This window comes from Kitasatospora sp. NPDC004289 (genome assembly GCF_053602875.1).
On record NZ_JBSGEL010000011.1, the window covers coordinates 99,081 to 117,017 of the forward strand.

Here is a 17,937-nt window from a genome sequence, read left to right on the forward strand (position 1 = left end):
ACCCCGGACGGGTCGGTCGCCACGGCGGCCGCGGGGTGGCACCCTGGGTGCCATGCCCGGATACTTCGCTGACGTACCGATCCGCCAACTCCCCACCGAGGACGGTCACCTGAGCTACCGTGAGGCCGGTTCCGGCCCGCCGCTGGTCTTCCTGCACGGTGGGTTCCTCGACCACCGCCTGTGGGAGGAGCAGTTCCGGCACTTCGCGCCGACCCACCGGGTGATCGCCTTCGACGCCCGGGGGCACGGCACCTCCTCCAACGCCACCCGCCCCTACCGCCCGGTGGACGACCTCGCCGCGCTGGTGAACGGACTGGACACCGGCCCCGCCGTGCTGGTCGGGCTCTCGATGGGTGCGGCGACGGCGGTCGACTGCGCGCTGGAGTACCCGGAGCTGACCCGCGCGCTGGTGGTCAGCGGCGCGGGCACCAGTGAGCCGGAGTTCGAACACCCGTGGAACCTGGCCGTGTTCGCCGATCTGGCGGAGGCCATGGCGGCCGCCGACCCGGACGCCACCGCCGACGTGCTGCTGCGCTTCGCCGCCGGCCCGGAACGCGAGCCGTCCGAGGTCGACCCCACCGCCATGGCCCTGCTGCGGACCATGACCCTGGACACCATCGCCAAGCACACCCTCGACGAGCCCGACCACCGCCTCCCCGTCACCGACACCTGGCAGCGCGCCACCGGCCTCGCCCTCCCCTCCCTGGCGATCAACGGCGCCGTCGACGGCCCGGACAACCTCGCCATGGCCGCCCGGCTGATGGCGGGCATCCCCGGCGGACGCACCGTCAGCATCCCGAACGCCGCCCACTACCCGAACCTGGAGCAGCCCGCCCGCTTCAACGCCGAACTGGCCGCCTTCCTGGGGTAGGGGTCGCCGACTCGACGGCGCTCGCCGGGACGGCCCGGGACGGACCTCGCCGGAGGGCCGTCCCCACCCGTCGGGTGCCATCCCCTTCTGCCGACCCGGCCTCGTCAGCCGTCACCCACCAGCCATCACGCACCAGCCGTCAGCCGTCTCCCGTCAGCCGTCTCCCGTCAGCCGGGTGAGGCGGCCGGCCGCCTGGGAGGCCATGGTGCGGGCCAGTTCGAGCGCCTCGGCGGCCGAGAGCACGCCGGAGTCGGCGGCGAAGGAGGCGGCGTAGTGGTGGGTGACGGTCGCGACCGCCGCGCTGACCAGGTCACGGGCGGCGGCCAGGGCCTCGATGTCCGGGGCCCGTTCGTCCGGCCCGGCGGCCCGGCTGAGGTCGGCGACCAGCAGCCCGAGCCGCAGCACCAGCAGCAGCCGCTCAGCGTCCGGCGCCTGCGGCAGCGCGTCGGCGACCACCTCGCCCCGGACCGGCCCGTACGCGCTGCGCAGCGCCGCGGTGTCGGCGCCCGAACGCCGCGCGTCCAGCTCGGCGCGGACCAGGTGCGCCTCCGCCGCGCCGAGCAGCGCGGTGGCGAGCATCACCGCCCGCGTCACCTCGTCGGTGACCCGGTCCGGCTGCCAGCCGACTCCCAGCACCGTGAGGGCCTCACTCAACTGCTCGGCGTGGTCCGCCTCGCGCTCTCCCACCCCTCACTCCCTTCCCTCGGCTCACCACCAGCCTGCCCCGTACGGTCGCCCGCATGCGGCCGGTTCACCTGACCGGGCCATCGGGCCGCGCGGGGAGGCCGTGCACTACGGTGTTGATCATCAAGCTGTGTGCGTCACACGACGATGGGGGCTCCTGTGAACATATCTGACGATTCGTCATCCTCGGTGGTCCGTCCCGAGGACCTCGTGCGGCTGCTGGCCGCAGCGGCGGACCTGGCCCCGGCGGGCCTGGGGGACTTCACCGAGATGGCCGCCGCGTCGTCCGACGAGGACCCGCCGCCGATGACCGGCCCGACGCCGGAGCTCACGGCCGTGCTGAACCGGGCGTTCGGCGACAAGGCGGCACGGGAGGTCAGGACCTCGTTCGTCAACGCCGACGCGTCGGTCGTCGTGGACGTGGGCGTCTCGGAGCGGGTGGCGGGAGCCGCCGTCTCCTGGATGGCGGACATGCGGCGGGTGTACACCGACTGCACCAACTGGACGATGAGCTTCGGTGACCAGGAGTTCGCCGTGCGGCTGGTCGACCCCGAGGCGGACCCCTGCGAGCCGCTCTCGGTGGAGCAGCGCTTCGGCGACGAGGCGCTGATGCGCACGATGCTCGCCGGTGACGCCCCGCAGGCCCGGATCACCACCCTGCTGGTGCGCGACGGCGACCGGGCGCTGGAACTGACCTTCCGCAGCCTGGTGACGGAGACCGGGGACCCGACGGAGGCCCTGCTGGGCACGGCGGTGGAGCGGTTCCTCGCCCTGGCCCCGGCCAAGTTCCTCGGCTCGCCCACCAGCTGAGCCGCACGCGCGCCCGGTCCGCACGCCCGGTCCGCACGCCCGGCTCGCGGGGCGGCCGCCGGGCCGGGCTAGGCTTCGCCCCTGACTGACTGTTGATCAAGGGGGAGCGCATGTCGGACCGGCTTGCGGTGGTGTCGGGCGGCGGGACGGGGATCGGGAAGGCGATCGCCCGGGAGCTGGCGGAGGCCGGGCACCGGGTGGTGGTGATCGGCCGCCGGGCCGAGGTGCTGGCGGCGGCGGCCGAGGAGATCGGCGGCGACCACGTCGTCCCGGTCGCCGCCGACCTGACCGACCCCGTCCAGGTGGGCCGGGCGGCCGAGCGGATCGCCGAACTCGGGCCCGTGGACGTGCTGGTGAACAACGCCGGCGCCATCATCACCCGCCCCGCCGACGACTCGCTCGCCGCGCTCGCCGCGTCCTGGCGGCACGACCTGGACACCAACCTGCTGACCACCGTGCTGCTCACCACCGCACTGACGGCACAGTTCCGCCGTCCCGGGGCCCGGCTGGTGATGATCAGTTCGGCGGCCGCCCAGCGCGGCGGCGCCGGCCCGCACTCGGCGGGCTCCTACGCCGCCGCCAAGGCGGCCGTGCACGGCTGGGCGCTCGGCCTGGCCCGCCAACTCGGCCCCGAGGGCATCACGGTGAACGTGCTGGCCCCCGGCTACATCGCCGACACCGAGATCTTCGGCGAGCAGTGGAGCCCGGAGTTCCACGCCGCCAAGGTCGCCGACACCCTGGTCGGCCGGGCTGGCACCCCGGAGGACGTGGCGGCCGCCGTCGCCTACCTCGCCTCCCCCGCCGCCGGCTACCTCACCGGCCAGATCATCGGCCTCAACGGTGGCGCGGTGCTGGGCCGTTGACCGGCCGTCACCCGGACCGCGACCGCGACCGCAGCCCGTACCCCACGGACCTCGGGATCGCGCTGCTCGTCCAGGCCCTGGTCGCGATCCCGTTCCTGGCCCCGGGCACCGCGGACCTCAGCCTGCTCGGCTTCCTGCTCACCAGCGGCGCCGTCTGGGCCCTGGTGTGGCGGCGCCGGTGGCCGTTCGCGGTGCTGCTGTTCGTCGCCGTGGTCGGGACGACGGCGGTGCTGTACAAGCGGCCGGGGCAGCCGTTCCCGTACGCGGCGTTCGTCGCGATGTACAGCGCCTTCGCGTACGGCTCGCGCCACCGCCGCCTGGCGCTGACCGGGATCGCGGTGGTGGCCGTGCCGGTGGTGCTCCTGGTGGAGGCCCTGAAGCACCATCAGGTCCAGGACGCCGCCTTCTACCTGATGTCCTTCGCCGCTGCCGCCGCCTCCGGCACCGCCGCCCGGGTGCGGCGGGACCACCTGCGCCGCGTCGAGGCCGAACGCGACCTGGAGGCGGCCCGCGCCGAGGCCGAGGCCCGGCGGGCGACCGCCGAGGCGCAGCGGGCGACGGCGGAGGCCCGGCGGGCGACCGCCGAGGCCGAGCGGGCAGCGGCGGAGGAGCGGGCCAGGATCGCCCGCGAGATGCACGACGTGCTGGCCCACGCCGTCGTCCTGATGACCGTTCAGGCGGAGGCGGGCCCGCTGATGGTCGAGCACGCCCCGCACCGGGCTCTCGCCGCCTTCGAGGCGATCGCCGACGCGGGCCGCGACGCCACCGTCCAGCTGCAGCGCATCCTCACCGCGCTCGGCACCGAGGAGGACGACCCCGCTCCGCGCGCCCCGCAGCCCACCCTCGCGGAGCTGCCCGCCCTGGTGGACGGCGTGCGCCGGACCGGCCTGGCCGTGTCCCACGACGTGTCCGGTGAACCCCGGCGCCTGCCGCCCGATGTCCAGCTGGCGGTCTACCGCGCCGTCCAGGAGGGCCTGACCAATGCCGTCCGCCACGCCCGGGCCGCCTCCGTGGCCGTCCGACTCCACTGGCAGGAGGGCGAATTGACCGTCACCGTGACCGACGACGGACCCGGCCCGGCCACCGCTCCCACCACCGCCCCGACCACAGGCGGCGGCCGGGGCCTGGCCGGGCTGCGCCGACGCGCCGCCGGCTGCGGCGGCACCGCCACGGCCGGGCCCCGCGCCGACGGGCTGCCCGGCTTCGAGCTCGTCCTCCGTCTCCCCCTGCCCACCGGAGGTCCGCGGTGACGATCCGGGTGGTGGTCGCGGACGACCAGGAGCTGGTGCGCAGCGGCTTCGTGATGATGCTCGACGTGCAGCCCGACATCGAGGTGGTGGGCGAGGCAGCCGACGGCGCCGAGGCGCTCGCGCTGGTGCGGTCGCTGCGGCCGGACGTGCTGGTGCTGGACATCCGCATGCCCGGAACGGACGGCATCGAGGTGGCGAAGGCGCTGGCCGCCGAGGGTTCCCGGTGCCGGGTGCTGGTGCTCACCACCTTCGACGCGGACGAGTACGTCTACGACGCGCTCTACGCCGGGGCCGGTGGCTTCCTGCTGAAGACGGTGCGGCGGGACGACTTCGTCCACGCCGTCCGGGTGGTCGCGGCGGGCGAGGCGCTGCTGTCGCCCTCGGTCACCCGCCGCCTGATCGCCGACTACACCCGCCGGATCCCCCGCGCGCCCCTCCCCCGCACCTCCCCGTCCGACGGCGGCGCGCGGCTCGGCGCCCTCACCGCCCGCGAGCGCGAGACCCTGCGCTGCCTGGCCCGGGGCCTCTCCAACGCGGAGATCGCGGCGCTCCTGGTGGTCACCGAACACACCGTCAAGACGCACGTCAGCCGCATCCTGACCAAGCTCGGGCTGCGCGACCGCGCCCAGGCCGCGATCCTCGCCTACGAGTGCGGCCTGGTGGTCCCCGGGGCGGACACCTGAGCCCTCGTCACTCGTGGGAGTGACACCACGGACCACTCCGCAGCGCGATTCGCCCGGCCTCCCCCGCGAAGGACCATGGCGGAGCAGACGGCCGCTCCCGGCCGCCCGACCCGCTGGAGACCTCCGTGCGAACCGCCGTACTCACCACCGCAGTCGCCCTCGCCCTGGCCCTCACCCCGGTCCTCACCCCGGCGGCCGCCGTCGCCGCCCCGCAGGACACCCGGGGGAGCCTGGTCTCCGCCGAGGCGCTGACCTCCCTCTCCCGGGAGGCCACCGCCGACTACCTCGTCCGCCACGGCTACCCGTCCGCCGCTCCCACCACGGGCACCGACACCTACCGGCTCGTCTACCGCACCGTCACCCCGGACGGGCGGCCGACCACCGCCTCGGGTCTGCTCGCGCTCCCGCAGGACGGACCCCGCCGCCTGCGCCCGGTGGTCTTCGAGCACGGCACCATGACCGGCCGCGCCGACGCCCCCTCCACCGGTCCGGACGCGCGCGGCGAGAGCCTGCTCTTCGCGGGCGCCGGCTACGCGGCCGCCGCCCCGGACTACCTGGGCCTGGGCACCGGCCCCGGTCTCCACCCGTACGCCGACACGGCCTCGGAGACCACCGCCTCGCTCGATCTGCTGCGCGCCGCCCGCGCGTTCACCGCCGGGCGCGGCCACCGGCTCGACCCCCGCGTCCTGGTGACCGGCTTCTCGCAGGGCGGCCCGGCCGCGATGGCCCTCGGCCGCGCCCTCCAGGACGGGGCCGACCGGCACTTCCGGCTCGGCGCGCTCGCGCCGATCAGCGGTCCCTACGACGCCGAGCACGCCGAGATGCCCGCCGGCTTCGACGGCACCCTCGACCCGATGAGTGCCACCTACTACTTCGCCTACTGGCTGGTGGCGATGAACCGGCTCCACCCGATCTACGCGGATCCGGCCGAGGTCTTCCGCCCGCCCTACGCGGCCACCGTGGAAGGCCTGTTCGACGGCACCCACGGCAGCGCCGAGGTGGCCGGGGCACTGCCCGCCACCCCGGCCGAGCTGCTCACCCCGGAATTCACCGCGCGAGCCGCCCACCCCACCGGCGCCCTGCTCGACGCCCTGCGCGCCCAGGACTCCACCTGTGACTGGGCGCCCGCCGTCCCGGTCCGCCTCTACGCGGCGAGCGGCGACCGGGACGTGACGATCCTGAACGCCCGCCACTGCGCGGAGCGGTTGGCCTCCCACGGGACGGAGGCCCCGCTGCTGGACCTCGGCCCGATCGGCCACTCGCCGTCCAAGAAGGCGGCCCTCCCGCAGATCCTCAGCTGGTTCGGGCAGGTGCTCCCCGCCTGACCTCCGGCGCCGCCGCCGCGCCTTCCGGCACCCCCGCGCCCGCCGCGACCGCCGCGCCCGGCCGCAGGGCACGGCGGGCGGCCCTGCGGTCGAGCAGTCGGTTCACGCCGAGGACGACCACCGCGGCGTAGGTCCAGCCGACCAGGATGTCGATCACGAAGTGCTCGCCGCCGTACACCAGCGTGAAGGCCATCGCCGCGGGGTACGCGGCGAGCAGCACCCGGACCCGCCGGCTCGCGACCGGCCAGAAGAACAGCGCGATCATCATCGGGTACGCGGCGTGCAGCGAGGGCATCGCCGCCACGTCGTTGGCGAACCGGCTGCCGCCCTCGAACACCGAGGCGGCGCGCGGCAGTCCGCTCTGGTTGAGCACGTCGGCCACGATCCTGGTCACCTCGGGCAGGGCGCCCTGCTCCCCGGCCATCCACGGCGGCACGGCCGGGTAGAGCACATAGGTGAGGAAGGCCGCGTAGGTCAGGGCGAGGTAGCAGGCGAGCAGCCGCCGGAAGCGGGCGTGGTCGCGCCGCCAGAGCACGGCCAGCAGGACGAAGACCACGAAGAAGTGCGACATGTAGACGGTGACGGCGGCGTAGTCGTACACGTGGGCGGTGCCGGGGGTGTAGAGGGCGTGCTGCAGACGCACCGTCAGGGTCTGGCCGAGGCCGAGGGCGGTGTCGAAGTCCAGCTGCGGCCGGAGGTGGGGCGCCCAGGGGGTGTGCGCGCCGAAGCCGCGCAGCAGCGAGTACGTCAGCACGGCGGCCATCACCGGCACCCAGTCCCGCAGTACCAGCAGCGCCCGGCGCCATCCGTGGCCGCTGTGCACGGCGGCGGCCAGCAGCGCGCCGATCAGCCAGAGGAAGACCAGGTCCTCGGTGTAGGGCAGGCCGTTCACCCACGTCCAGCGCGCGAGCGCGACCAGGTAGACCGGCCAGGCGGCCCGGCGGACGACCGGCCACCAGCCGGCCGAGCGAGCGGAGAGCTGCTGTTGGGCCACGGGCGTGTCCCTTCGTGTAGGTACGGGGTCACCGAGCCTGGCACGCGATCATGAGGGGTAGCTGAACGGGACCCTCCGGCCTCCTCGGGAACGTACAGGAACCATTCCGCTCCGTCCCTGACGATCAGTCAATTCACCTTCACCACACGGGAATCGACTTGATCTGACCCCTCCGGTGCGGTTGGGTCGGGGCATGATTGTCGAATACATCCGGTACCGGGTCACCGAAGGCCGCCGCACCGCCTGCGAGGAGGCGTACGCCCGCGCCGCGGGCTCGCTGCGAGCGGCGGAGCAGTGCGTGGACTACGAGCTCTCCCGCTGCGCCGAGGAGCCCGACGCCTACGTCCTGCGGATCCGTTGGACCTCCGCCGAGGACCACCTCCGGGGCTTCCGCACCGGCCCGGAGTTCGCCGCCTTCCTGGCCGAGATCGGGCCCTACGTGCGGGACATCGAGGAGATGCGGCACTACGAGGTCACCGAGGTGGCCGGCCGGGGCGGGTCGGCCCCGACCCTGTACGAGTGGGCGGGCGGGGCGGGTGCCTTCGAGCGGCTGTTCACCCGCTTCTACGAGCACGTCGGCAAGGACGAGGTGCTGGCGCCGGTGTTCGCCGGGATGGACCCGCACCACGCCGAGCACGTCGCGGCCTGGCTGGGCGAGGTGTTCGGCGGCCCGGCCCGGTACAGCACGGAGCACGGCGGCCACCGGCACATGGCCTCCCGCCACCTGGGCCGGGGCGTGACCGAGCAGCAGCGCCGCCGCTGGGTGGCCCTGCTGCTGGAGACCGCCGACGAGGTCGACCTGCCCGCCGACCCGGAGTTCCGCGGGGTGCTCGCGTACTACCTGGAGTGGGGCACCCGGATGGCCGTGATCTACTCCGGCCTCAACCCGCCGCCGCTGCCCGAGACCCCGATGCCGCGCTGGGACTGGGGCATCACCCCGCCGTACCGGCCGTGACACGAGCCGCGGCCGAGGGGTGAGACGCCCCGTTCCGCGCCGGGCGCGCTCTGTGTAATGTCACATGCCATGAAACCCTCCTTCGGTGCCGCCCTCCTGGTGGCGGGCGCTCTGCTGTCCACCCTCTCCGCCTCCCCGGCCCAGGCCCTGGACGGCGGCTGCACCGTCACCGCACCAGCCCAACGAGGCGTGGAGGAACGGCGGTTGACCGATCCGCGCAGCGCCGACCTGGTGACCCGGGGCGGCCTCGGCAGCTTCACCGCACGGTTCCCCGCCGCGCTGTGCTCCACCCGGAACGCCCACGAGGCCGAGGAGTTGGCCGACTCCTGGGGCGTCGCCCTCTGGCAGTCGGCGGTCAACCGCGCCCAGGGGCGGCGCCCCGGTGGCGACCTGGCGCCCGGGGACGACCGGCCGCTGTACTGGGCGCGGCTCGCCATGGTGGACCAACTGAACGGCTGGAAGCCGCAGTTCGCGGTGGACGCCGCCGCACTCCGGGCCCGCTTCGAGGACGCCTCGCGCGGCCTGAAGGAGAACGACTTCAGCCCCGCCCCCGGCCTGAAGCGCATCTTCGTCAGCGGATTCGACCCCTTCGGCCTGGACGGCGACCTGCGCACCGCCAACCCCTCCGGCTCGGCCGCGCTCACCCTCAACGGACGCCGCGTCACCCTGGACGACGGCTCCGCCGCCGAGATCCGCGCCGTGGTGCTGCCGGTCCGCTACGGCGACTTCGACCGCGGCATCGTGGAGCGGGCCTACGGCCCCCGGCTGGTGACGGGTCCGCGCTCGGCCGACCGCATCACCTCGATCAGCCAGGGCTACCCGGGCCTGTTCACCGTGGAGGAGTGGGCCGGCCGGGCCCGCTCCGCCGACCCGTACCCGGACAACACCGGCGCGCTCTCCGGCGGGACGTACCAGAACCCGGTGGTGGCACCGGGCATGGGCCCGGGCCCGGAGTTCATCCGCACCACCCTCCCCGGCGCCGCCCTGGAGCAGGCCGCCCAGACCCCGTACCCCGTGCTGGTCAACCCCGAGGTCACCGAGATACCGGCCGGCGGGACCCAGCCGGTGGACCGCGAGGACGGCCCCACCCCGGGCTCGCGCGCCGTGGCCGGCGGGGGCGGCGGCTACCTCTCCAACGAGGTCGCCTACCGCAGCAACCGCCTGCGCCAGGAGCTCCGCCCCACCCTGCCCGGCGGCCACCTGCACACCCCCGTGCTGACCGGCCTGCCCGCCGACCGCACCCAGCTGACCGGCCCGGCCTTCGAGCAGAACGAGGCCGCCATCACCGCCGAGGTCCTGGTCCTGCTCAAGGCGGGCTGGCGGCAGGGCGGCTGACGGGCCGTCCGGCCGGGCGGGGTATCGGCCGGTGAGGTGAAAAAGTAGTACGGGAGGGCGAGGCGCCCCGGCCCCGGCCGGAGGGCGGGTGAACCTGAGGAATCCTGCGGCCCCCGCGCCGTGTCCCCAGGTCTGGAGCCCGCCATGAGACGAAGCCTCGCCCTCCCAGCCGTCCTGCTCACCGCCGCCCTCGGCCTCGCCACCGCGCCCGCCGCCCACGCGGCGCCGGGCGACAACGGCGACGTGAAGATCCACAAGACCACCACGCCGACCCTCGACCAGAACACCGAGCCGAAGGTCTGCAAGTTCTACGTCGCCGCGCTCAACTTCGACGTCATCCAGCTGGTCAGCTACACCCTCACCCAGCAACCGCCCACCGGGAACGCCCAGGTGGCGGCCGGTCAGGTGGTGCTGGCCGGCGGTAACGGACGCTCGCAGGACTACACCCTGCCGGAGGGCCACTACAAGCTCGAGTGGACCTTCGCCGGGGAGAACGGCAAGGCCAAGCAGAAGGTCTTCACGGTGGACTGCTCGCCCGTGGACACCGACCTGCCCATCAGCGGCGTCCCGGGCGGTGGCAAGCCCAGCGCGACGCCGACCGGCGCCGGCGGCTCGGGCACCGGCTCCGACGGGCTCCCCGTCGGCGGCGTGGACGCGGGCGGCGGCGGCAGCTCCGGCGGGCCCAACCCGGCCGAGATCGCCGGAGGTTCGGCCCTGCTGATCGGTGCCGCCGCCGTCAGCGTGCGGTACCTGCGGCGCCGCGCCGCACGCCATGCGGAGCACTGAGCGGCGGAGCACCGAGTTGCCGAGCACTGAGCGCTCCCCCGTCCGCTGCGGCCCCGGTGTCCTCACCGCCGGGGCCGTGGCGGTGGCAGTGCTGATCGGCGGCTGGCTGGTGCACGACGGCTCGGCCACCGCCGGACCGCCCCAGCCCGCGCCCGTCGCGGCCGAGGCCGCGCCCTCCCCCACCGTCACCCTCCCCGCCTACGCGCCCGCGCTGGCGCCCTCCCCGCCGAGCCGGATCCGGATCCCCTCGATCAAGGTGGACGCCCCCGTCTCCGGCGTCGGCCTGGACGCCGCCGGCCATCTGACGTCCCCTCCGATGGCCGAGCGCAACCTGGCCGGCTGGTACCGCGACGCCGCCGCCCCGGGCGCGAACGGCACCGCCGTGGTCCTCGGCCACGTCGACAACCGCACCGGCCCCACCGTCTTCCACCGCCTGGGCCTGCTCCGCCGCGGCGACACCGTCGAGATCACCCGCCAGGACCACCGCACCGCCGTCTTCACCGTCACCGACGTCCGCACCCACCCCAAGTCCGCCTTCCCCACCGAGGCCGTCTACGCCTCCACCGGCCGTCCCGAACTCCGGGTCCTCACCTGCGGCGGCCACTTCGACCGCAAGAACGGCGGCTACGACTCCAACGTCGTGGTCTCCGCCCGCCTCACGTCCACGCGCTGACCCCCACCCGCCGACCGCCAACTCCCCGATCCCGCACGGGTGATCCGCCGGGAAGGGGGTAGGCGCGGACCGGAGCGCCGGGCCGACGGGGTACGGCGCCGTCCGGAAGGAGAGCAACGGTGGGCATCGGTGGCTGCATCCTCCTGTTCGCGGCAGGAGCCATCCTGACGTTCGGTGTGGACTGGGAACTCTCGGGGGTCAACCTCGACGTGATCGGCGTCATCATGATGATCGCCGGCCTGCTCGGCCTGGTGGTCTACGCCCGGGTCTACCGACGGCGCCGCCTGCGCGGCACGGTCGAGGCCCCCGTCGTCCGGGAGCGCTACCGCGAGGAGCTCTGACCGACCCGGCGGCCGGACGTCCCGTCAGCCCTCCTGCCGCGCGCGGAGGGCGGGGAGGTCCGCCGAGGGCACCACGGTCACCGGCGCCTCCGCACGGAGCGCCCAGCGGCGGATCCCCGCCACGTCGATCCCGAACGGCGGCCGCGCCTCGAACGGCGCCAGCCCCTCCGCGGCCCTGGCCAGCAGCGCGACCGCCCCCTTCGGGTTGCCCCGCGCGGCGTGCGTCAGCCCGACCGCGTACTGCGCCAGCGCCCGCCACAGTGCCCGCTCCTCCTCCGGAGCGCTCTTCCAGCGGTCCTCCAACACCTCGTGGGCGTGGAACGGCCGCCCGGCGTCCAGCAGTTGCTGCGCCTCCTCCAGCGTCCGCCCCGCCGACCGCACCACCCCCTCCGGCTGCCGCGGCGCGCCCTGACTCCCGTACGCCAACGGCCGCCCCAAGCCGTCCCTGGGCCGCCCGTTCCGCGCCCGCCCCTTCGCGTCCCGGTCCCGCCCGGGCACACCGCCGACCCGCGCCCTCGGCTCTTCCCCGTGCCCGCACTCGGCCCGCAGCCGCCCGCACTCCGGGCAGACCTCCCCCACCCAGCACGCCGCCTCGCCGCCCTCGGGCTCCATCTCGCTCATGAACCCATTCTCCCCCGCGGCCCGCGTGGGGGCGGGGCCCCGGAGGATCCCCGCCCCCACGTCACCTAGGCAGAGCGCCGCAGCGGTGGCACCGACACGTCGCCGGGAGCAGCCGCCGGCAGACGGGCGGAGTCGACCGCTCCCGGGCCGTGGAGGGTGAAGGTGAACTCCCGGTGGGCCTTGGCGTCCAGCGGAAGGGGGAGGTGGATGCGGCCCTCGTCCACCAGACGGCGGACCTCGCCCCGGCTGAGGCCGAGCCCGAGGCAGAGCAGCCGCTCCGCCCGGATCGGGGCCGGCAGGTCGAAGCGGACCTCGACCTCGAAGGCGCGCGGGTCGTCCAGCGCGTAGAGCGGCATCCGGGTGTCGAGCTCCCAGGTGCCCGCCCAGTCCAGGCGGTAGCCGTTCTTGGTGGCGAGCGACGCGCTCATCGTCAACTCCCGCACCACGCCCGGGTCGTTGTTCTCGTACGCGACCAGCCGAGCCGGGTCGAGGGAGGAGACGTGGGCCCGATCGTGGACGGGCACCTTCGACGTGCGGTCGCAGCCCGCGCAGCTGAGCAGCAGCCAGACATCGAGCAGCTTGCCGCTGGCGTTGACCCGGATCTTGCCGGAGGCGCGGTGCCGGGTCGAGGGACAGTCCGGGCAGGGCCGGACGACGGTGGGCAGGCCGAACCGGCGCACGGCCCAACGGGCCTTGCGATTGGTATGCATGTGGGTGATCGCTCTCTGGACATGACGGAGGCACGCCGCTCGCCGTTGCGAAGGCCGAGCGCGCCGAGGGTGGTTGCTACGTGGCAGCCGTCACTTGTCCATGGACGCGATCCTGCTCAGGACCGGCAGCCGGGGCAACCGGTTTTCCGGCCGGTCAGTCCCGCCCGGTCGCCTTCGCACCGAGGAGGATCCGGACACCGGCCCGCACCGCCTCCCAGTCGGTGCCCGGCCGGTGCTCCAGCGCCCGCCGCAACCCACCCGCCCGCTCCCGCTGCTCACGGCGCAGCTGTCCAAGGTCGAGCTCGACACCGGGCGCCGGGGGCGCTTGCTCCAACGCACCGATGCGCTGCTCCATCGCGGCCAGCAGCGCCCGGTCGAACGCGGCCACGGCCGCGACGAAATCCTCCGTCGGCATGGTCACCCGCCCTCGCTGCGGCCCGGCGAACTCGACCACGCCCTCCGGGTCCGCCCGGTGCTCCCAGACCAGGGTCACCGTGTCGTCCGGACCGCTGACGGTGCGTCGGCACCGCAGGTGAGGCGCGACCCGCAGGTAGCTGGTGTTCAGGAAGCCCGCGCCGTACCAGGCGAGCGCGGCGTCGGCCTCCTCCGGTGCGTCCTCCCACGCCCAGCCCGGCGCGAGGTCGCCCGCGAGGTCCGCGAGGTCCGCCGGCACCGGCTCCATCGCCTCCGACACGAGTTCGAGCACGTCCTCCCACAGCCGGACCACGTAGTGGTCCACGTACGGGCACGCCCGCCCGTCGCCGGTGGCCCGCAGTGCGCGGAGCGTTCGCTCGGAGTAGCGCAGCAGCTCGTGGCCGCCCAGGTCGATGCCGTACCAGCCGTCGGTCAGCCCGAACCAGTGCAGGACGGGGCGCTCGGAGCCCCACGGCCGTACCCGGTCCAGCGGGGTCAGTCCGAAACGGAAGCGCAGCGCGGGTTCGACGTCGGTCACCGGTTCAGTCTCCCGGTCGCTGACCGTTCGTCAACCGGGATTCGGGAGGTCGGGGCGGCACGGCCTCAGGCGAAGTGTCCACCCGTGATGCCCGCCAGGGGGTCGGCCACCTCGGTCAGCAGGACGGCTCCGTCGGAGCGGACGCTGTTGACGGCGGTGCTCACCGGTCGGATGGCCAACTCGGCGGCGGGGACGGTGAGGAGGGCGCGGACCTCGGCGAGCTCCGACAGGTCCGGGTCGAGCCAGGCGTCCAGGTGGTCGGGGTGGAGGGTGACGGGCATCCGGTCGTGGACGCGGCCGGCCGCGTCGACCGCCTCGGTGGTGAGGAGGGTGCAGGTGACCAGCCAGGCGGCCGGGTCCTCGTCCTCGGGGACCGACCCGTCGCGCCAGTACTCGTACAGGCCGGCCATCAACAGGGGGGCACCGTCCGGGCGGTGGAGGTAGTAGGGCTGTTTGAAGGCCTTGCGCCCCTCCGCGGCCCCGACCGGCTTCCACTCGTAGTAGCCGTCGCCCGGCACCACGCAGCGCCGGGCCGCGAAGGCCTTGCGGAAGGAGGGCTTCTCGTGGGCGGTCTCCACCCGGGCGTTGATCATCCGGGCGCCGGCCTTGGGGTCCTTGGACCAGGACGGCACCAGCCCCCACCGCAGCGCCTCCACCCGCCGCACCAACTCGCCCGTCTCCCGGTCGACGCGCTCCAGGACGGCGGCGACCGGGTCCGTGGGCGCGACGTTCCAGGAGGGCAGCAGGGTCTCGGCCGAGGGCCAGACCACCGCCCGCAGCAGCGAGGCGATGTCGGACGGGGAGGAGGTGGAGACGAAGCGACCGCACATGGGTCCCATCCTCCCCTCCCGCCCCTCCTCCCGTCCGCCGAACCACCGACGGTCAGCCGGCGAGTTGCCGCTCCAGCTCCGCCAGGGTGCGGTAGCAGGAGAGCACCTGCGCCAGCGAGGCGTTCGGCTCCCGGCCCTCCCGGATGGCGGCCACGAACTCGCGGTCCTGCAGCTCGATGCCGTCCAGCGAGACGTCGACCCCGCTGACGTCGATCTTCTCCTCCGTCCCCGTGAACAGGTCGTCGTAGCGGGCCAGGTAGGTCCCGGTGTCGCCGATGTAGCGGAAGAAGGTGCCGAGCGGGCCGTCGTTGTTGAAGGAGAGCGAGAGGGTGCAGATGGCTCCGCTCTCGGCCTGGAGCTGGATGGACATGTCCATCGCGATGCCGAGCTCGGGGTGGACCGGGCCCTGGAGGGCGTTGGCCCGCACGATCGGGGAACCGGTCTGGTACGCGAACAGGTCGACGGTGTGGGCGGCGTGGTGCCAGAGCAGGTGGTCGGTCCAACTCCGCGCCTGACCCAGGGCGTTGAGGTTGCTGCGGCGGAAGAAGTAGGTCTGCACGTCCAGTTGCTGGATGGCGAACTCCCCGGCCGCCACCCGCCGGTGGATCCACTGGTGGCTGGGGTTGAAGCGGCGCGTGTGGCCGGCCATCGCGACCAGGCCGGTGCGCCGCTGGGCGGCCAGGCAGGCCTCGGCGTCCGCCAGCGAGGCGGCGACGGGGATCTCCACCTGGACGTGCTTGCCGGCCTCCAGACAGGCCAGGGTCTGGGCGGCGTGCATCGGCGTCGGGGTGGCCAGGACGACGGCGTCGACGTCGTCCATCGCCAGCACCTCGTCGAGGTCGGCCGCGGCCCGCCCGATGCCCTGCTCGGCGGCGAACCGGCGGGCGCTCTCCAGGCCGGAGCTGACCACGGCGGCCACCTCCACGCCCTCGATCCGGCGCAGGGCCGCGGCGTGCTTGGCACCGAAGGCGCCGCCGCCGGCCAGGGCGATCCGCAGGGGCTGCTGCTCGGTCATGTCACTCCTCGTCCGCGGGCCCGGCGGGCACCTGCGGGTGGTTGGTCAGGATCAGGTGGCCGACGGCGGTGTTCGACGCCGGCACGTGGTAGAAGCGGTGGTCGGCCGAGACGGCGCCGCCGCCGTCGACGTCGCTCAGCGCGCCGCGCGCGATCAGCCACATCACCAGCTCGATGCCCTCCGAACCGGCCTGCTCGACGTACTCCAGGTGGGGCACCCGGGACAGGCCCTCCGGGTCGGCGACCAGCCGGTCCAGGAAGGCGTTGTCCCACTCCCGGTTGATCAACCCGGCGCGCGGGCCCTGGAGTTGGTGGCTCATCCCGCCCGTGCCCCAGACCTGGACGTTCAGCGGCCGGTGGTAGGACTCGACGGCCCGGCGCAGCGCCCGGCCCAGGGCGAAGCAGCGCGCTCCGGACGGCACCGGGTACTGCACCACGTTGACGTGCAGCGGGATCACCCTGCACGGCCAGCGCTCCACCTCGCCGAAGACCAGCGACAGCGGCACGGTCAACCCGTGGTCCACCGGCATCTCCTGGGCCAGCGTCAGGTCGAAGTCCTCCCGGATCAGGGAGTGCGCGAGGTGCGCGGCGAACTCCGGATCGCCCTCGACGTCCGGCACCGGACGGGGGCCGTAGCCCTCGTCGGCGACGGGGAAGGCGGCGCCGGTGCCGAGCACGAAGGTGGGGACCAGGGAGAGGTCGAAGGCGGTGGCGTGGTCGTTGTAGACCAGCACGACCACGTCGGGGACGTTCTCCCGGGCCCACTGCCGGGTGTGCTCGTATCCCTCGAACACCGGTTGCCAGTAAGGCTCCCGGGTCTTGCCGTGGTCCATCGCGGCACCGATGGCGGGCACGTGCGAGGTGAAGACGGCGGCCGTGATCCCGGCCCGCCCGGCGGGATCGGCGGGCTCGGCGTGAGCGGCCTCCAGTACGGCGTGGTCGAGGCGCTGCCCCGCCGGCCGGCCGCCGCCGACCATCATCGCGCGGTACTCCTCCTCGGTCATGCCGGTCATCGAGCCCGCCATCTGCTGGAACGAGAGCCCCAGCGTGGCACCCCACTTGGCGAGGAAGTAGATGTTCCCGCCCTCGGCGATGGCCGCGTTGAGGTCGCGCTCCAGCAGTGCCCGCTTCTGCTCCTCGCGCAGCGGCCAGGCGTCCAGGTAGCCGCGCTCGTCGGCCAGGTAGGCGGTGCGGTTCTCGGCCGTGGTGAGCGACATGCAGAACTGGTTGAGGTGGTAGCCCTTGGCCGACTGTTCGGCGTCGAAGATCGTGGTCCCCGGCACCAGCCGGTAGCTGCGGTCCACTGGTCTCAACTCCCCTCTTCCTCGGGCCAGTACAGGCGCATCGGATTGTCAACGAGCAGTCGGCGCAGCGGTTCGCCCGCCGGGGCCACGTGCCTCAGGTGGTCGACCAGCAGGCCGTCGTCGGGCATGTGGCCCTTCAGGTTGGGGTGCGGCCAGTCGGTGCCCCAGAGCACCCGGTCGGGGAACTCCTCGACCACCCGGCGGGCGAACGGCACCACGTCCCGGTAGGCGTCCCGCTCGCCGTCCAGCGCCGGCGGGCCGGTCAGCGACAGCCGCTCCGGGCAGCTGACCTTGCACCAGATGTCCTCCCGGGCCCGGAGGAAGTCGAGGAAGGCGCCGAACTCCGGACCGTCCACGTCCTTGGAGACGTCCGGCCGGCCGAGGTGGTCGACCACCAGCGGCACCGGTATCGAGAGGAAGAACTCGGCCAACTCCGCCAGGTCGGCGGCCTCGAAGTAGAGGACCACGTGCCAGCCCAGCGGCGCGATCCGCTCCACCACCGCCCGCAGCTCCTCGGCCGGGGTGACGTCCACCAGCCGCCGGACGAAGTTGAACCGGACCCCGCGCACCCCCGCCTCGTGCAGCTCCCGCAGCTCCGCCTCCGACACCTCGGGGCGGACGGTGGCCACGCCCCGGGCGCGCCCGCCGGAGCGGCGCAGGGCGTCGAGCAGGGCCCGGTTGTCGGCGCCGTGGCAGGTCGCCTGGACGATCACGTTGCGGGCCAGGCCGAGGTGGTCGCGCAGGGCGAAGAGCTGGTCGGCGGAGGCGTCGCACGGGGTGTACCTGCGCTCGGGGGCGTAGGGGAAGACGTCGCCCGGGCCGAAGACGTGGCAGTGCGCGTCCACCGCCCCTTCCGGCAGGGCGAGCCGGGGCCGGGACGGATCGGGGTGCCAGTCCAGCCAGCCCGGGGTCTTCTCGACGGTCTCGGTGTCCACT

The 17,937-nt window shown here is 74.3% G+C and carries 20 protein-coding genes; 11 read left to right on the plus strand and 9 right to left on the minus strand.

Going from position 1 to position 17,937, the window contains the following annotated elements; translation table 11 throughout:
- The first annotated feature begins 52 nt into the window (after nucleotides 1-52).
- The gene (locus ACWEPF_RS10330) at nucleotides 53-871 is read left to right on the plus strand and encodes an alpha/beta fold hydrolase (protein ID WP_449796427.1); all 819 of its coding nucleotides are present in this window, start codon (nucleotides 53-55) and stop codon (nucleotides 869-871) included.
- 153 nt (nucleotides 872-1,024) lie between these two features.
- Here ACWEPF_RS10330 and ACWEPF_RS10335 read toward each other — a convergent pair whose 3' ends face one another.
- Complete coding sequence (locus tag ACWEPF_RS10335; protein ID WP_345281506.1) at nucleotides 1,025-1,558, minus strand: hypothetical protein; 534 nt, start codon at nucleotides 1,556-1,558, stop codon at nucleotides 1,025-1,027.
- A gap of 186 nt (nucleotides 1,559-1,744) precedes the next feature.
- On the opposite strand from ACWEPF_RS10335, the gene ACWEPF_RS10340 reads away from it, so the two are divergent.
- The 5 genes from ACWEPF_RS10340 to ACWEPF_RS10360 all read left to right on the plus strand — a co-directional run bounded on the left by ACWEPF_RS10340 (nucleotide 1,745) and on the right by ACWEPF_RS10360 (nucleotide 6,486).
- Complete coding sequence (locus tag ACWEPF_RS10340; protein ID WP_452172249.1) at nucleotides 1,745-2,365, plus strand: hypothetical protein; 621 nt, start codon at nucleotides 1,745-1,747, stop codon at nucleotides 2,363-2,365.
- Nucleotides 2,366-2,475: 110 nt separating this feature from the next.
- A complete protein-coding gene (locus tag ACWEPF_RS10345; RefSeq protein WP_452172250.1) occupies nucleotides 2,476-3,228 on the plus strand; it encodes an SDR family NAD(P)-dependent oxidoreductase in 753 nt (250 codons plus the stop codon).
- The gene (locus ACWEPF_RS10350; protein WP_452172251.1) at nucleotides 3,225-4,478 is read left to right on the plus strand and encodes a sensor histidine kinase; all 1,254 of its coding nucleotides are present in this window, start codon (nucleotides 3,225-3,227) and stop codon (nucleotides 4,476-4,478) included. The genes ACWEPF_RS10345 and ACWEPF_RS10350 overlap by 4 nt, the downstream gene beginning before the upstream one ends.
- Nucleotides 4,475-5,161, plus strand: a complete 687-nt coding sequence (locus ACWEPF_RS10355; protein WP_452172252.1) for a response regulator — start codon at nucleotides 4,475-4,477, stop codon at nucleotides 5,159-5,161. Before ACWEPF_RS10350 ends, ACWEPF_RS10355 begins: the two co-directional genes overlap by 4 nt.
- 125 nt (nucleotides 5,162-5,286) lie before the next feature.
- Nucleotides 5,287-6,486 carry an alpha/beta hydrolase gene (locus ACWEPF_RS10360; protein WP_452172253.1) on the plus strand — a complete coding sequence of 400 codons (1,200 nt, stop codon included), beginning with the start codon at nucleotides 5,287-5,289 and terminating at the stop codon, nucleotides 6,484-6,486.
- On the opposite strand, the gene ACWEPF_RS10365 is transcribed toward ACWEPF_RS10360, so the two are convergent.
- The gene (locus ACWEPF_RS10365; protein ID WP_452172254.1) at nucleotides 6,455-7,480 is read right to left on the minus strand and encodes a phosphatase PAP2 family protein; all 1,026 of its coding nucleotides are present in this window, start codon (nucleotides 7,478-7,480) and stop codon (nucleotides 6,455-6,457) included. The two genes, ACWEPF_RS10360 and ACWEPF_RS10365, sit on opposite strands and share 32 nt — an antisense overlap.
- 193 nt (nucleotides 7,481-7,673) lie before the next feature.
- Here ACWEPF_RS10365 and ACWEPF_RS10370 point away from each other — a divergent pair, with 193 nt between their 5' ends.
- The 5 genes from ACWEPF_RS10370 (at nucleotide 7,674) to ACWEPF_RS10390 (ending at nucleotide 11,570) form a co-directional block, all read left to right on the plus strand.
- Nucleotides 7,674-8,435, plus strand: a complete 762-nt coding sequence (locus ACWEPF_RS10370; protein WP_452172255.1) for a globin domain-containing protein — start codon at nucleotides 7,674-7,676, stop codon at nucleotides 8,433-8,435.
- Between the two features lie 69 nt (nucleotides 8,436-8,504).
- Nucleotides 8,505-9,770: a pyroglutamyl peptidase gene (locus ACWEPF_RS10375; RefSeq protein WP_452172256.1), complete on the plus strand. Its 1,266-nt coding sequence runs from the start codon at nucleotides 8,505-8,507 to the stop codon at nucleotides 9,768-9,770.
- A 144-nt stretch (nucleotides 9,771-9,914) separates the two neighbouring features.
- Nucleotides 9,915-10,556 carry a hypothetical protein gene (locus ACWEPF_RS10380; protein WP_452172257.1) on the plus strand — a complete coding sequence of 214 codons (642 nt, stop codon included), beginning with the start codon at nucleotides 9,915-9,917 and terminating at the stop codon, nucleotides 10,554-10,556.
- 16 nt (nucleotides 10,557-10,572) lie between these two features.
- Nucleotides 10,573-11,229 carry a class F sortase gene (locus ACWEPF_RS10385; RefSeq protein WP_452172258.1) on the plus strand — a complete coding sequence of 219 codons (657 nt, stop codon included), beginning with the start codon at nucleotides 10,573-10,575 and terminating at the stop codon, nucleotides 11,227-11,229.
- A 119-nt stretch (nucleotides 11,230-11,348) separates the two neighbouring features.
- Entirely contained in the window at nucleotides 11,349-11,570 is a 222-nt protein-coding gene (locus ACWEPF_RS10390) for a DUF6458 family protein (protein ID WP_452172259.1), read from the plus strand.
- Between the two features lie 24 nt (nucleotides 11,571-11,594).
- Here the strand turns inward: ACWEPF_RS10390 and ACWEPF_RS10395 are convergent, their stop codons facing one another.
- The 7 genes from ACWEPF_RS10395 to ACWEPF_RS10425 all read right to left on the minus strand — a co-directional run bounded on the left by ACWEPF_RS10395 (nucleotide 11,595) and on the right by ACWEPF_RS10425 (nucleotide 17,936).
- On the minus strand, nucleotides 11,595-12,191 hold the full coding sequence (locus ACWEPF_RS10395; RefSeq protein ID WP_452172260.1) for a DUF309 domain-containing protein: 597 nt from the start codon (nucleotides 12,189-12,191) through the stop codon (nucleotides 11,595-11,597).
- A gap of 65 nt (nucleotides 12,192-12,256) precedes the next feature.
- Nucleotides 12,257-12,901, minus strand: coding sequence for a DUF1062 domain-containing protein (locus tag ACWEPF_RS10400; RefSeq protein WP_452172261.1), 645 nt, complete (start codon nucleotides 12,899-12,901; stop codon nucleotides 12,257-12,259).
- Between the two features lie 154 nt (nucleotides 12,902-13,055).
- A complete protein-coding gene (locus ACWEPF_RS10405; RefSeq protein WP_452172262.1) occupies nucleotides 13,056-13,853 on the minus strand; it encodes a DUF5984 family protein in 798 nt (265 codons plus the stop codon).
- Between the two features lie 65 nt (nucleotides 13,854-13,918).
- The gene (locus tag ACWEPF_RS10410; RefSeq protein WP_452172263.1) at nucleotides 13,919-14,683 is read right to left on the minus strand and encodes an SOS response-associated peptidase; all 765 of its coding nucleotides are present in this window, start codon (nucleotides 14,681-14,683) and stop codon (nucleotides 13,919-13,921) included.
- Between the two features lie 52 nt (nucleotides 14,684-14,735).
- Nucleotides 14,736-15,698 carry a Gfo/Idh/MocA family oxidoreductase gene (locus ACWEPF_RS10415; RefSeq protein ID WP_452172264.1) on the minus strand — a complete coding sequence of 321 codons (963 nt, stop codon included), beginning with the start codon at nucleotides 15,696-15,698 and terminating at the stop codon, nucleotides 14,736-14,738.
- A 1-nt stretch (nucleotide 15,699) separates the two neighbouring features.
- Nucleotides 15,700-17,001, minus strand: coding sequence for a protocatechuate 4,5-dioxygenase subunit alpha (ligA, locus tag ACWEPF_RS10420; protein ID WP_452172296.1), 1,302 nt, complete (start codon nucleotides 16,999-17,001; stop codon nucleotides 15,700-15,702).
- A gap of 5 nt (nucleotides 17,002-17,006) precedes the next feature.
- A complete protein-coding gene (locus tag ACWEPF_RS10425; protein ID WP_452172265.1) occupies nucleotides 17,007-17,936 on the minus strand; it encodes an amidohydrolase family protein in 930 nt (309 codons plus the stop codon).
- Between the last annotated feature and the right edge of the window lies 1 nt (nucleotide 17,937).

Bases quoted from the DNA above. Each gene is read 5' to 3' on its own strand.
- ACWEPF_RS10330 (WP_449796427.1), top strand. From the start codon at position 53: ATGCCCGGATACTTCGCTGACGTACCGATCCGCCAACTCCCCACCGAG.
- ACWEPF_RS10345 (WP_452172250.1), top strand. From the start codon at position 2,476: ATGTCGGACCGGCTTGCGGTGGTGTCGGGCGGCGGGACGGGGATCGGG.
- ACWEPF_RS10370 (WP_452172255.1), top strand. From the start codon at position 7,674: ATGATTGTCGAATACATCCGGTACCGGGTCACCGAAGGCCGCCGCACC.
- ACWEPF_RS10375 (WP_452172256.1), top strand. From the start codon at position 8,505: ATGAAACCCTCCTTCGGTGCCGCCCTCCTGGTGGCGGGCGCTCTGCTG.
- ACWEPF_RS10380 (WP_452172257.1), top strand. From the start codon at position 9,915: ATGAGACGAAGCCTCGCCCTCCCAGCCGTCCTGCTCACCGCCGCCCTC.
- ACWEPF_RS10395 (WP_452172260.1), bottom strand. From the start codon at position 12,191: ATGAGCGAGATGGAGCCCGAGGGCGGCGAGGCGGCGTGCTGGGTGGGG.
- ACWEPF_RS10400 (WP_452172261.1), bottom strand. From the start codon at position 12,901: ATGCATACCAATCGCAAGGCCCGTTGGGCCGTGCGCCGGTTCGGCCTG.
- ACWEPF_RS10410 (WP_452172263.1), bottom strand. From the start codon at position 14,683: ATGTGCGGTCGCTTCGTCTCCACCTCCTCCCCGTCCGACATCGCCTCG.
- ACWEPF_RS10415 (WP_452172264.1), bottom strand. From the start codon at position 15,698: ATGACCGAGCAGCAGCCCCTGCGGATCGCCCTGGCCGGCGGCGGCGCC.